This window comes from Cupriavidus consociatus, assembly GCF_017814975.1.
Lineage (GTDB): Bacteria > Pseudomonadota > Gammaproteobacteria > Burkholderiales > Burkholderiaceae > Cupriavidus > Cupriavidus consociatus.
In genome coordinates, this window is the sequence record NZ_JAGIQA010000001.1 from 674,210 (window position 1) to 686,996 (window position 12,787).

General features: G+C 64.6%; 10 protein-coding genes and 1 pseudogene. 3 read left to right on the forward strand and 8 right to left on the reverse strand.

Annotated features, from left to right (window positions below):
• Nucleotides 1–119 precede the first annotated feature (119 nt).
• The 3 genes from J8I82_RS03070 to J8I82_RS03080 all read right to left on the reverse strand — a co-directional run bounded on the left by J8I82_RS03070 (nt 120) and on the right by J8I82_RS03080 (nt 4,288).
• On the reverse strand, nt 120–584 hold the full coding sequence (locus J8I82_RS03070; protein WP_209754352.1) for a (2Fe-2S)-binding protein: 465 nt from the start codon (nt 582–584) through the stop codon (nt 120–122).
• Nucleotides 553–2,877 (reverse strand): xanthine dehydrogenase family protein molybdopterin-binding subunit, encoded by a 2,325-nt coding sequence (locus J8I82_RS03075; RefSeq protein ID WP_209754353.1) that lies wholly within the window; start codon nt 2,875–2,877, stop codon nt 553–555. The genes J8I82_RS03070 and J8I82_RS03075 overlap by 32 nt, the downstream gene beginning before the upstream one ends.
• Before the next feature lie 415 nt (nt 2,878–3,292).
• The gene (locus J8I82_RS03080) at nt 3,293–4,288 is read right to left on the reverse strand and encodes a LysR family transcriptional regulator (protein ID WP_209754354.1); all 996 of its coding nucleotides are present in this window, start codon (nt 4,286–4,288) and stop codon (nt 3,293–3,295) included.
• Between the two features lie 128 nt (nt 4,289–4,416).
• Here J8I82_RS03080 and J8I82_RS03085 point away from each other — a divergent pair, with 128 nt between their 5' ends.
• A complete protein-coding gene (locus tag J8I82_RS03085; protein WP_209754355.1) occupies nt 4,417–5,112 on the forward strand; it encodes an HAD family hydrolase in 696 nt (231 codons plus the stop codon).
• Nucleotides 5,113–5,131: 19 nt separating this feature from the next.
• Nucleotides 5,132–6,436, forward strand: a complete 1,305-nt coding sequence (locus J8I82_RS03090; RefSeq protein WP_209754356.1) for an NAD(P)/FAD-dependent oxidoreductase — start codon at nt 5,132–5,134, stop codon at nt 6,434–6,436.
• Between the two features lie 114 nt (nt 6,437–6,550).
• On the opposite strand, the gene J8I82_RS03095 is transcribed toward J8I82_RS03090, so the two are convergent.
• The 5 genes and pseudogenes from J8I82_RS03095 to J8I82_RS03115 all read right to left on the reverse strand — a co-directional run.
• Complete coding sequence (locus J8I82_RS03095; RefSeq protein ID WP_209754357.1) at nt 6,551–7,051, reverse strand: flavin reductase family protein; 501 nt, start codon at nt 7,049–7,051, stop codon at nt 6,551–6,553.
• Nucleotides 7,052–7,089: 38 nt separating this feature from the next.
• Nucleotides 7,090–8,244 (reverse strand): glycine cleavage system aminomethyltransferase GcvT, encoded by a 1,155-nt coding sequence (gene gcvT, locus J8I82_RS03100; RefSeq protein WP_209754418.1) that lies wholly within the window; start codon nt 8,242–8,244, stop codon nt 7,090–7,092.
• A gap of 128 nt (nt 8,245–8,372) precedes the next feature.
• Complete coding sequence (locus J8I82_RS03105; protein WP_209754358.1) at nt 8,373–9,368, reverse strand: GlxA family transcriptional regulator; 996 nt, start codon at nt 9,366–9,368, stop codon at nt 8,373–8,375.
• A gap of 31 nt (nt 9,369–9,399) precedes the next feature.
• The gene (gene choW, locus J8I82_RS03110) at nt 9,400–10,296 is read right to left on the reverse strand and encodes a choline ABC transporter permease subunit (RefSeq protein WP_209754359.1); all 897 of its coding nucleotides are present in this window, start codon (nt 10,294–10,296) and stop codon (nt 9,400–9,402) included.
• Nucleotides 10,289–11,458, reverse strand: a pseudogene (locus J8I82_RS03115) (quaternary amine ABC transporter ATP-binding protein); the annotation flags it as partial. The pseudogene J8I82_RS03115 and the gene choW, both read right to left, overlap by 8 nt.
• Nucleotides 11,459–11,885: 427 nt before the next feature.
• Here J8I82_RS03115 and purU point away from each other — a divergent pair.
• Nucleotides 11,886–12,758 (forward strand): formyltetrahydrofolate deformylase, encoded by an 873-nt coding sequence (gene purU, locus J8I82_RS03120; RefSeq protein ID WP_209754361.1) that lies wholly within the window; start codon nt 11,886–11,888, stop codon nt 12,756–12,758.
• Nucleotides 12,759–12,787 lie beyond the last annotated feature (29 nt).

The window sequence follows — 12,787 nt, forward strand, 5'->3', positions numbered from 1 at the left end:
CTTTCCCCTGAGATTTCTGGCTCGCCTGCAAGACTGGGGGCACGCACGCGTGCGGCGCCATGGCGGCCACTCTCGGATGGCGCCCTCATGCCATCAAGCGCTGATGCCCTGATGTCCCCTTATCCCCTCAGCATCCCAACCGCTTCCGCAATCGCCCGCCTGATCCGCGTATACGTGCCGCAGCGGCAGATCACGCAGCTCATCTGGTCGACGATCTCCGTCTCCTTCGGATTTCGTGTGCGCTTGAGCAGCGCGCTCGCCGCCATCAGTTGCGCGCTCTGGCAGTAGCCACACTGAACGACCTCGTGCTTCAGCCAGGCGGCACGCAGCGCGTTCACTTCGGGGCCCTCCAGTCCTTCGATGGTGACGATCTTCTTGCCTTCCATCTCGCCCGCCTGGTGCTGGCACGACAGCAGCATCTTGCCGTCGACATGCACCGCGCAGGCGCCGCATACTCCCACGCCGCACCCGAACTTGGTGCCCGTCAGCTTCAGTTCGCAGCGCAGCACCCACAACAAGGGCGTGCAGTGGTCCGATCGGATGTCGACGCGCTTACCGTTGACACTGAGCTGGTTGTCTGGCATCGCAGGCTCCGGAAGGCGGCAGGGTCTTCAACAGCGGCAGGTCGCGCAAGCGCTCGCCAGTCGCATTGAACAAGGCGTTCGCCACCGCCGGCGCGACCGGCGGCGTGGTGGACTCGCCCACGCCCTGGGGCGGTCCCATCGAAGGCATCACGTGTACCTGGATGTCCGGACAGTCGCGCAGGCGCATGACCGGAAAGGCGGTGTAGTAGTCCTCCTTCACCTTGCCTGCATCCAGCGTGATCTTCTGCCACAGCGCCGCCGACAGACCGAACACGATGCCGCCTTCCACCTGCTGCTCGATCAGGGTCGGGTTCACCGGCATGCCGCAATCGATAGCGCAGTAGACGCGATCCACGCGCACCTGCCCCGCGTTGTCCACCGACACTTCGGCCACTTGCGCCACCACACTGCCGAACGACTCATGCAGGGCCACGCCACGCCCCACCTTGGCCACGCCAGGCTTCCTGCGCATAGGCTGGCCCCAGCCCGACATGTTTCTCAGCTGATCGAGCACCGCGCGCTGACGATCATCCCTGAGCAGGGTCATGCGGTAATCGAGCGGATCCGCGCCGACAGCCACCGCCAGTTCGTCAACGAAGCTTTCCATGAAGAAGGCATGGTGCGAGTGCCCCACCGAGCGCCAGTAGCCCACCGGGATGGCCAGATCCACGGTGTGGTGGCCAACCCATATGTCTGGCCAGGCATAGGCCTGGTCAAAGGCGCCTTCCACCGTGGACTTGTCCAGCCGCGACACGAAGATGTCGGGCAGGCCGAAGTTGCGTTTCGCGGTGCTCTCCAGCACTGACTGGCTGGCCGAAATATTGCGCACGGCGATGACCTTGCGGTTCCCGTCGAGCCAGGCCTCGAAGCGCGACACGCTGGCCGGACGGTAGAAGTCGTGCTGCATGTCCTCGGGGCGCGACCAGATCGTCTGCACCGGCACGCCCTTGCGCCTGGCGGCTATGGCGGCCGCCTGGCAGATGAAATCCACTTCGAGCCGGCGCCCGAAGGCACCGCCGATGGATTGCTGGCGCAGTTCCACCCGGTCCGTGTCCAGGCCGAGCGTCTTCGCCACGCAGCGCCGAGCCAGCCCGGGCATCTGCGTGGCGGCCCACACGATGGCGCGATCCTCCTGGACCAGCACCGTGCAGTTGACGGGCTCCAGCGCGGCGTGCGCGAGATATGGTGCCGAGTACAAGCTCTGGATGGCGGGCTTGCCCTGCGCCATGGCGCGCCCGTTGCCATGCTCGTACCAGATGCGCGGGTTGGAGGCGTCGAGCGCCTTCACCAGCAGGTCGCGGATACCGGGGCTCGAAAGGCTTTGCGCCTCGCCCGCGTCCCACTTGCACTGAACCTTTTCCACCGCCTGCATGGCGATCCACGCATCGCTGGCGATCACCGCCACGCCGCCGCTGCCGCCCGGGATCGGCTCCAGCGCGACAAGGTCGAGCACGCCGGGCAATTTTTTCACATCGTCCGGCGGCGATCCCTGCAGCTTGCCGCCCAGCGTCGGACACATCTGCACGCTGGCGTAGACCATCGCGTCCGCCACCACGTCGATACCGAAGCGGGCGGTGCCGTGAAGCTTGGCCGGTGTATCAAGCCGCGCCGTGCGGGTGCCGATGAGCCTGAAGTTGGCCGGTTCCTTCAGTTCGACCGTGCGCGGCAAGCCCTCGCGCGCGGCTGCCGCGGCCAGCTCGCCGAAGGTGGCACTGCGTCCCGACGGGTGCACTACCTTGCCGGCCTGCGCGCGGCACTCCTCGGCCTTGACGTCCCACTGCCTGGCCGCGGCCGCGCACAGCATCATGCGGGCGGCGGCGCCGGCTTCGCGCATCGGATTCCACAGGTCCCTGATGCTGGTTGAGCCGCCGGTGAACATCATGCCCACCTCGCGCACACCCTTGCGCACGAACCATTCCGCGGCCCGCCTGGGCCATCCTTTGTCGTCCGGTCGGAACGGCAGGTTGGCGACCACGCCCTCGATGTTGTTGTACAGGTTGTCGACCGGAGACGGCTCGACGCGGATCTGCGACCAGTCGGCCTCCATCTCCTCGGCCAGCAGCATCGCCGCGCCGGTATGCACGCCCTGCCCCATCTCGGCCTTGTTCATCACCACCGTGACGGTGTTGTCAGACGCCACTTTCACCCAGCCGTTCAGCGCGAATTGCCCATTGCGCACTGCTAGCGGCTCGCCGCCCACCAGGCGCTGACGCGGCGGCAGCCAGGCCCATCCAATCACCAGCACACCAGCGGCGCCCGCACCGCCGAGCAGGAAGGCTCTGCGCGTCAACATGGCAAGACTGGCGGATCGATCATCATAGGAAGCCCCCGTGCCGCCGATGGCATGGCCTATATTAGGTCGGGAAGTGCTGCAGCGCGAATGTGAAACGAGGTTGGCGCTATCTAGCAACACCCAGCGTGGCCACGCTGCCTTGATTCCGCCCTGCCGGCGCAGGTCGAAATGCTCCTTGGCGAGTGCCCGCGTTCCGGCAAATCCTTTAGCGCGGGAAGCCTCGCGGGCCGGGCAAACAGTGGATGCCATCCACTCGACCCACCAGCAACATTCCTAGGAAAATCATAGCCTTAGCAAACATGCTCTGTATCTGGGCACAAACGCAGGCCAGCCCGCTGGCCTATTCCTGGACCAGAACGCGAACGTGGCGGCAGACAGGTGCAGGGAGTCTGAGCAGGGGGCGAAGCCACGCGGGTTAGCGTCGGGACGCCGGGCGTCCGCGGTCGCGCCGACCCGAAGATTTCGCATGCAGACGGCTGAGTATCCCGTCGAATGTTTCGAGCTGGCGCGTGATCTCCGCCTGGCCATGTTCGATCAGGAACGCTCGAAACGCCATGGCAACACGGGGAATGCGCACGCCGGGAAGGTTCAGGACATACCAGTCGCGCTCAATCGGATTGTCCTTGAGTGGCAGCAGCCCGATCAGCCCTGCCTGGAATTCGAGCGTGCAGGCATGCAGCGAGAGGAAGGCGACACCCAGCCCCGCCGCCACCATGCGCTTGATGGCGGCATTGCTTGATAGCTCGGAACCCAGGGGCAAGCGGTGCCCCGCCTCTTTGAAAAGGCGCTCCACCGTATTGCGCGTGCCAGACCCCCTCTCCCGCACCAGCAAGTTGGCGTTCAGCAAGTCTTTCAGGGAAAGATTCCTGCGTGACATCAGCGGATGATCCGGCGCGGCGATGAACGCCATGGGGTGCTTGGCAAATGGCGTCGCGTGGGTGCGCACGTCGCTGGGTGGCCGGCCGATGATGGCAAGGTCGATTTCGTGCATGGCCAGCATGCGGATGATCTCCTCGCGATTGCCTACACTGAGCTTGATCTTGACCTCGGGGCGTTGCCCGGTGAATGCCACCAGCATCGGCGGCAACAGGTACTCTGCCGTCGTAATCGCCCCCACCCGCAGCGTACCGGCCTGGTCCCCTTTGAGCGCGGCGACTTCTTCGACCGCATCGCGCCACAAGCGCAGCATCTGGCCGGCATAGCCGGCGATGACCTCACCGGCAGGCGTCAGTTGCATGCCTCGGCCGACCCTTTGCACGAGCGGCGTACCGGTCGCTTGCTCCAAAAGGCGCAACTGCAATGACACCGTCGGCTGCGTCAGGTGCAATTCTTCAGCCGCCCGCGAGACACCGCCCAGGCGTGCAACAGCATCGATGGCATTCAGTTGCCGGAACGTGGTGGATCGATTCATATCAAAAAACCAATGGGTCGGTTTTGATTATCAATTTTTTCGTATGAGCCCGCTACCTTATAGTGGGCAGCACGGAAACGCAATCCACGCGACCCCTTAGGTTAAGGCTCTTAAGAGAGAGAACGGCAATGTCACCTGAACTGCTTGTATTCGCACTGGACGACGTCATGCCCCGGCTTGACGATCCGCACCAAGGCCAACCCAAAGAAGAGCGCGGCGAAGCGTGGCGAGCCTCATGCGCTCGGCAAGCTGCCACCTCAGTGCAAGATGTCGCACACACTTTCAGCGAACTTCGCCTGACGGCAGGTTCGGCAAACAGCGAAACGGTGCGGGAGCACGCGGAGGCCGATCTACTGGCGTATGAGAAGCGCTTCATCGCCGCGTGCGCTCAGGGCAGGTTTGGGATCGAAGCACAGGCGCTTGCCCGGATGGAAGACGCCGCGCTCGACGGGGTGCGCCTTGCACTGGGCTCCAGGCTTTCGTCCAGGATGGTCTGCGCATTGATGGAATCAACGCTGGGGCCAGACTGGGTCGACCGGTTTTCAGTTGTGGCCACCGCGGACGCCCTGTCCGGGCACCAGTCGGAAGACGAGTTGTATCGCCTGATCCTGCGCACGACGGGCGTACCGCCACAACATGCGTCGCTGGTGTCGGCGTCGAGGCGCTGTAACGAGATCGCGCGTCGCCTCGGCATGCAGGGGGAAAGACTCAACGCGCATGACGGTGCATTCGCAAGGCGGAACGACAACGGTAGCGAGGCATGGCCGTCGCGCGATACACGTTCTCGAGGTGCGCCGCGCACGGCTCCCTCTGCCGCTCCTTAGCTGACTTCGGAAAACCAATATGAATACGATCGTCGTTGTTGGCGGTGGCGCCGCCGGTTTGCAACTCGCCATTGGACTGGGGCGCACGTTAGGGAAACGCCGGCGCGCCAGGGTGATCCTGGTAGACCGCAGCCCGACGCATCTCTGGAAGCCGCTGTTGCACGAGGTGGCCGCTGGCACGGTTGAGCCGACCGTTCACTACACCTCCTTCGCGCTACAGGCCGAACGCAATCATTTCGAGTTCATTCAGGGGGACCTCGTTTCCGTGGACCGGTCGCACCGCGTGATCTCCCTGACCGCCGGCGGCGAAGCAGATACGTCCGGCGCGCGCCTCCGGCAGCTGGCATACGACAAGCTTGTGCTCGCGATCGGCGGTGTCACGCAGTACTTTGGCGTGACCGGAGCCCGCGAACATGCGCTGGCGTTGGACAGCGTCAGCGGTGCTGAGCGCGTGCGCGAGCGCCTGCACGCCGCCCTGCGCCGCAAATCAGCCGCCGCGTTGTCGCCCGACAGAGAGGCAAGCAAGGTGCGGGTGGCTATCGTGGGTGGTGGAGCGACCGGCGTCCAGCTAGCCGCGCAATTGCGCCGCACCTCCTACCTGCTGAACCGCTATGGCGTGCATCAGCTCGACCCGAACCGTGACGTGGATATCTCCGTGCTCGAAGCGGCGCCGAGTCTCCTGCCAGGGATGGATGGCGAGCTTGCGGCCCGGGTGGCACGGCAACTCGCCAAGCAGAACATCGGCATCGCCACCGGGCAGCGCGTGACTGCGGTCACGCCGCAAGGACTCACGCTCAATGGCACCGAGCCGGTCGATGCGGACGTCGTCGTCTGGGCCGCAGGCGTCGCTGCGCCGGCGCTGGTCGCGTCATTTGGCCTGGCTGTCAATGAGAAGGGACAGGCCCGCGTGGGCCCCACGCTTCAGTGCCTGGATGACGAAAACGTCTTCGCGATCGGCGATTGCGCCAGCTGCCGGCCCGCCAATGCGGCAAAGGAGCTCCCCACGCGGGCACAGGTTGCCTTCCAGCAAGCCCTGTATCTGGCGGACGCGGTGCCGCGGCATCTGGCGGGCAAGCCGGTGAGGCCCTTTGTCTTCCGGGACTATGGATCGCTGATTTCGCTGGCGGGTGGCCTGGCCGTCGGTTCGCTGGCCTCGGTCAAGGGTATTTCAGGCTGGTATGTGGAGGGACGTCTGGCTGGCCTGCTACACAATGCCATTTATCGTCGCCACATCGTCTCGATTAACGGCTGGCGCCGGGCCCTGGCGATCTCGATATCGCATGGGCTCGAGCGCTGGCTGGGTGCGGGGACGCGGCTGCATTGAAGCTTGCCGGGCAGGCATGGGACAAGGCCAGGTTCCGGCATGCCGATGCCAGCGTCGCACAAGCAGCGCGGGCCGACTGGCCTTTGTCAGCTCGCCGGATGCCGCACCCTGGCATCAGGCCGCCGCCGTCATGACGGCATTGATGAACCGGCCATACTCCCCCCGCGCATACAGTAGCGAAGCTGAATCCCCGGCGTCCAGGCGAACATCGGTCACGTCGCCAATCAAGACGAGGTGAGTGCCTGATTCGATGATCTCGGACACGCTGCACTCGAAGACAGCTGTGGCGGAGGACAGCCATGGCGCGGCGCCCGGCCTCACATTCCACTCGCCGACGGCGAACTTCTCCGCCGGGGCCGCACTGGTGGCAAATTTTCCGGCCACCTCGATGTCGTTCGGCGAAAGTATGTTGACCGCGAACTGGCGCGAATTCACGATCGCCTGGGCTGTCCTGCTGCTCCGGTTGAGGCAGCACAGCAGCGAGGGTGGTTCCGCGCAAAGCGAGCATACCGCCGTCGCCGTCAGCCCAACGACTTCGCCCCCGTCGCGGGCGGTGATGACCGTCACGGAAGCGGCGAGTCGTCGCATGCCCTGCTTGAATAGTGCCGAACACATGGTTGGACTCCTCCTTATCCTTGCTGACTACATCGGTGCTAGGCAAGCCGTGGCATGGAACGCCCGTCCCGTACAAAAGGCGGCCGCACCACCTTCGCAGCAACGCGATTGCGATACACCTCGACATCCACATACGCGCCGAACGGGATGTCCGGGTCGATCAGTGCCAGGGCGATGGCGATCTGAAGTGTCGGACTATACGTTCCGCTGGTGACCGTTCCGATGACCTCGCCCTGGAGGTTCACCACCGGGCTGGCCGTGCGGGCGACCGCAGCGCTTTGTTCAAATACCAGCCCGACGAACTGCCGGGTCTGACGACGTGTGCGCAGCGCTGCCTTGCCAACAAAGTCCCGCTCCGAGTCAAGATCGACACTCCATCCCAGGCCGACATCGAAGGGGGAGCACCTTGGGTCCATGTCCCGCCCGGCCAGCTGCATGCCAGCCTCAAGCCGAAGCGTCTCCCAGGCATCCAGACCCGCCGGGACGATGCCCGCCGAGCGCAGCATGTCCCACACTTGCACAGCATGCCTTGCCAGCACGATCAGCTCGAAACCATCCTCGCTGGTCTTCCCCGTCCTTGCCAGCATCAGCTCGCCTACGACAGGGTCATGCACGATGATCGAATTGAACGGCTTTACCTGTGCGGCAACCTGGGTGGATGGTATCGCCCGGAATACCGACTCCCGTGCATTGGGACCATGGACGGCAATCGTTGCCAAAGGCTCTACACCCTCCGTGACAAGATCCGGGCGCCGCGCCACTACGGTAACCACGCTGTCCGTCCCCGCAATTTGCGAGCGGATCCATTCAAGGTCGCCGCGTGCCGTGTGCGCGTTCAGGACGATGCGGAAGTGATCGTCGGCCAGATAGTAGACGACGAGGTCGTCGATCACCCCTCCGTCTCCGTTAAGCATGCACGAATACATTGCTTTGCCTGCCGACTTCAGCCTGGCGACGTCATTGGCGAGAAGCTTGCCAAGAAACGCGCGAACCTCCGCGCCGTGCAAGTCGACCACGCACGCGTGCGAAAAGTCGAACATTGCGGCGTCCTGCCGCACGGTGTGGTGCTCCTGGATCTGGGAGCCAAAGGCAACCGGCATTTCCCAGCCGCCAACATTAGCCATGCGCGCGTGGCTGGAACGGTGGCATTCGTACAGCGGCGTGCGCAAAAGGTGCGAGGTGTTCTGGCTCATGGGGATCTTGGGAATGTCGTAGTCGGTAACAGGCTTGTTCGCTTGTGCACGGAATTCCGGGCGGCGACCGTCCCACGATGGATTCATGGCGTCTGCCTCTGGTAGCTTGCACTGTGCGCTGCGCAGGATCATCCCGGTGGACGGCGTTCGTGGCTGGGTGCATGGCCGAATTGCGCGCGATACGCCTTGCTGAAATGGCAGGGCGAATGGAAGCCGCAGACTGCCGTGACACGCGCGATCGGCGCGTTGGTCGTGCGCAGCATCTCTCTCGCGCGCTTCAGGCGCAGCGTCAGGTAGTAGTGGGTCGGCGACACGTTCAGGTAGAACTTGAACATCCGTTGCAGATGCCGCTGCGACAGCCGCACGAGCCGCGCCAGTTCATCGAGCGACAGCGGTTCCTCGATGTTCGCCTCCATCAGCCGGACGACCTCGATCAGCTCTGCCCGCGAGAGGCCAACCCGGGCATAGACAGGGATCGGCTGCGCATCGCTGGCGCTACGAATCCGCTCGAGTATGAACTGTTCGGAAACCTGCGCCGCAAGCTGCTGGCCGAAACGCAAGCCAACCAGGTTCAGCATCATGTCGATCGGTGCGGTGCCGCCCGTGCAAGTGAGCCGGTCACGGTCGATGACGAACAGTTCGTCAGCGAACTTCACCAGCGGAAATTCTTCGTGCAGGGCGGACCGGTTCTCCCAATGCACCGCGCAGCGGTATCCGTCCAGCAGCTTGCTCGACATCAGCGCATAGGCGCCCGTACAGACACCGCCAAGCGGCATGTCCTGCCCGGCGAGCTGCGCCAGCATGGTCCGCGTGCCGTCGTCGACGGCATCGCGGATCCGGATGCCTCCACAGACAATCAACACATCCGGCAGCGCAGAGCGATCCAGCGGGCGCGTCGGGCGGACCACGATGCCGTTGCTCGCCTGCACCGGCGCGCCGTCGGGCGTATAGATCGACCATGTGTAATGGTCGGCACGCCCGACGTAATTCGCCATGCGCAGCACTTCGATCGCGCTCGAGAACGCGATCATCGAGAACTCGGGCAATGTCAGGAAGCCGAAATGCGCGAGAGCCGACATCGACGTTGGAAGGCTCTCAGTTGGCACGGCGTCGGCGGAGCTCACGTCGCTCTCCTGGCGAGCAGATGTCCTGATCTCAGGCTTGCGCCGTGCTGGCCTTGGCGCAGAACAGTTGCCGGATCCCCGAGAAAAGCGGCGCCTTCGCGGTACCCGGCACCCGGCCGAAGCTCTCCGTGATGCGGTCGAGGATGATCGCCAGCAGCACCACCGACAGGCCACTTTCAAAGCCCAGGCCGATGTCGAGCCGCTGGATGCTCGCCAGCACCTCGTTGCCCAGGCCACCCGCGCCCACCATCGAGGCGATGATCACCATCGACAGCGCCATCATGATGGTCTGGTTCACGCCCTGCATGATCGACGGCAGCGCGTTCGGGAACTGCACCTTGTACAGCAGTTGCCACGGCGTGCAGCCGAAAGCATGACCGGCTTCGACGATTTCCATGTTCACCTGGCGGATGCCCAGGCTCGTCAGGCGCACCGCCGGCGGCATGGCGAAGATGACCGTGGCCAGGATGCCCGGCACGCGGCCGAGGCCAAACAGCATCGCGGCGGGAATCAGGTAGACGAACGCAGGCATGGTCTGCATCAGGTCAAGGACCGGACGCACGGTGGCCGCGACCACCCTGCTCTTTGCCGCCCAGATCCCGAGCGGAACGCCGAGCAGCAGGCTGATGATGGTCGACGACAACGTGAGGCCCAGCGTGATGATGGTCTGGTCCCAGAAGCCGGTCGCGAAGATCACGAACAGAGACGCGCCCGTGAACAGCGCAAAGCGCCAGCCGACGCGCCACAGCCCGATGCCGATGAAGATCGCCACCATCAGCCACATCGGCACGGCCTGCAGGCTGCGCTCGATCAGTTCAGCGAGCCCCCCGATGGCGCGGCCGATGGCATCGAACGTGGCGGCGTCGTGATCGAGGAGGTAATGGACGGACTGGTCGACCCAGCGGCCGAGCGGAAGGAGTTCAGACATGGTTGCCTCGCGAGCGCGTGATTGCTTTCAGGATGACGGCGCGGCTGACCGAGCCGCAATAGCAGCCGTCGTCGTCGACGACCGGCAGCGCATTTGGGTTCGCGACCACGCGCTCGACGACATGGTCGAGCGACGCGTTGCGCCGGATGCTTTCCACGGGACGCACGCTCTGGGTAGCGTCGCGTGTGACGAAACCACGAAGCTTGCGCTGCGCATCGAGCACGAAGGCATAGTCTTCACTGCCGGTCAGGGTCGCGGCGATGTTCGCCGCGTCGAGTCTGGACAGCGTCGGCACGGCGTTGGTCTGCATCAGGTCGCCAGCCGTCAGGTAGCGGCTGGTGTCGATGCCGTCGAAGAAGGTGCGAACGTAGTTGTCAGCCGGATTGGCAATGATCTCCTGCGGCGTACCGACCTGGACCAGCCGGCCGCCCTCCATGATCGCGATCCGGCTACCGATGCGCAGCGCCTCTTCCAGGTCGTGCGACACGAACATGATCGTGCGCCGGTGCTCCTTCTGCAGTTGCAGCAGCACGTTCTGCATCTCCTTGCGCTTGAGCGGGTCGAGCGCGGAGAACGCCTCGTCCATGATCATCAGCGACGGATTGACCGCCAGCGCGCGCGCCAGGCCCACACGCTGCTGCATGCCGCCCGACAGCTCGCGCGGCAGCTTCTGCGCGAACGTCGCCAGTCCGACCTGCTCGAGCACGTCCATGGCACGGCGCTCGCGCTCCTTCCTGCCAACGCCGGCCACCTCCAGCCCGAACGCGGCATTCGACAGCACCGTGCGCTGCGGCATCAGCGCGAAGGACTGGAACACCATGCTCATGTCCTTGCGGCGCAGCGCGATCAGCTCGCTGCGGCTGACGGCTGCCACGTCGCGGCCGCCGATCAGCACCTTGCCGGCGGTCGGTTCGACCAGCCGGTTGACGAGACGGATCAACGTTGACTTGCCGGATCCCGACAGGCCCATCAGCACGAAGATTTCGCCTTCCTTCACGTCGAACGACACGTTGTGCACGCCGACCACATGGCCGGTGCGGCGGAACACTTCGTCCTTCGTCGAACCGGCGGCGAGCATGTCGAGCGCCTGTTTGGGGTTGCTGCCAAATACCTTGCACAGACCTTCGACCACGACCTTGGGACTATCCATCGAAACTTCTCCTGGTCCTGTGGGGACTCTTACGTCATGTGGCATGCCAACGCCGTTTCCACTCGTCCGGGAAGCGCTGGCGGCGCATTACTACCTCTCTCCCTGGAATGCCTGAGCAAACCTTTCCGTCGCTTCGCAACCTGCGTTGTGCGATTCCCTACATGGTTGCCAAGAAACGCCCTCGCCTGCCGACGAATTCCGACAAGTGCTTGCAGAAATGCGACAACGGCAAGCGCGGACGCCGATTTTGACGGCGACTGTCCACAAGCGACGCCGACGATCCGGAATGGGCGCGTACGGCGCGCCGTGCGGCGTGGCGGGTCGATACCAGCCCCGCGGCGCATCGGTTCTATCCGCTGGCCGCGCGGCCTGATCTACTTGGCGCATGGCATGTGCGCGCACGATGCGTCCGCGGCCAGTCAACCACAAGAGGAATCGCATGAACGCGCTGTCTCCTTCACAGCAGCACATCCTGACGCTGTCGTGCCCGAGCGCCCCCGGGCAGGTGGCCGCCACCGTCGGCCTGCTCGAGCGCCATCGCTGCTATATCGATGAACTGACCGTCTTCGACGACGACCTGAGCAACCGCTTCTTCCTGCGCTGCGGGTTCCACCCGACGGACGCACAGGGGCTGGATGTCGGCCGGCTGCGGGAAGAATTCAAGCCGATCGCGCAGCGCTACGGCATGCAGTGGTCGGTTCACGACGCGCACGCCCGCCCCAAGGTCCTGATCATGGTGTCCAGGCTCGAGCATTGCCTGGCGGACCTGCTGTTCCGCTGGCGCATGGGCGAGCTGAAGATGGACATTGTCGGGATCGCCTCGAACCATGCCGACCTCGAGCCGCTGGCGCGGCAGCATGACCTGCCGTTCCGGCACTTCCCGATTACGCCGGAGACCAAGGCCGAGCAGGAAGCGCGCTGGCTGGATCTGTTCGAGTCGAGCGGCGCGGAGCTGGTGATCCTGGCGCGCTACATGCAGGTGCTCTCGGCTGCGACCAGCGCCAGGCTCGCCAACCGCGCGATCAACATCCACCACTCGTTCCTGCCCGGCTTCAAGGGTGCGAAGCCCTATCACCAGGCACACACGCGCGGCGTCAAGCTTATCGGCGCGACCGCGCATTTCGTCACCGACGATCTCGACGAAGGTCCGATCATCGAGCAGGCCGTCGAGCGCGTCGATCATTCGTACCGGCCTGACCAGCTGCTTGCAGTCGGCCGCGACGTCGAATGCATCACGCTGGCGCGCGCGGTGAAGGCGTTCATCGAGCGGCGGGTGTTCCTGAACGGAGACCGCACAGTCGTGTTCCAGTAAGCGCAACGACGCCGGCCACGATCGCGATG

What these genes read in the sequence shown, in the direction of transcription:
- purU (WP_209754361.1), top strand. Translation starts at nt 11,886, where the DNA reads ATGAACGCGCTGTCTCCTTCACAGCAGCACATCCTGACGCTGTCGTGC.
- gcvT (WP_209754418.1), bottom strand. Translation starts at nt 8,244, where the DNA reads ATGAGCCAGAACACCTCGCACCTTTTGCGCACGCCGCTGTACGAATGC.
- J8I82_RS03080 (WP_209754354.1), bottom strand. Translation starts at nt 4,288, where the DNA reads ATGAATCGATCCACCACGTTCCGGCAACTGAATGCCATCGATGCTGTT.
- J8I82_RS03070 (WP_209754352.1), bottom strand. Translation starts at nt 584, where the DNA reads ATGCCAGACAACCAGCTCAGTGTCAACGGTAAGCGCGTCGACATCCGA.
- J8I82_RS03095 (WP_209754357.1), bottom strand. Translation starts at nt 7,051, where the DNA reads ATGTGTTCGGCACTATTCAAGCAGGGCATGCGACGACTCGCCGCTTCC.
- J8I82_RS03075 (WP_209754353.1), bottom strand. Translation starts at nt 2,877, where the DNA reads ATGTTGACGCGCAGAGCCTTCCTGCTCGGCGGTGCGGGCGCCGCTGGT.
- choW (WP_209754359.1), bottom strand. Translation starts at nt 10,296, where the DNA reads ATGTCTGAACTCCTTCCGCTCGGCCGCTGGGTCGACCAGTCCGTCCAT.
- J8I82_RS03085 (WP_209754355.1), top strand. Translation starts at nt 4,417, where the DNA reads ATGTCACCTGAACTGCTTGTATTCGCACTGGACGACGTCATGCCCCGG.
- J8I82_RS03090 (WP_209754356.1), top strand. Translation starts at nt 5,132, where the DNA reads ATGAATACGATCGTCGTTGTTGGCGGTGGCGCCGCCGGTTTGCAACTC.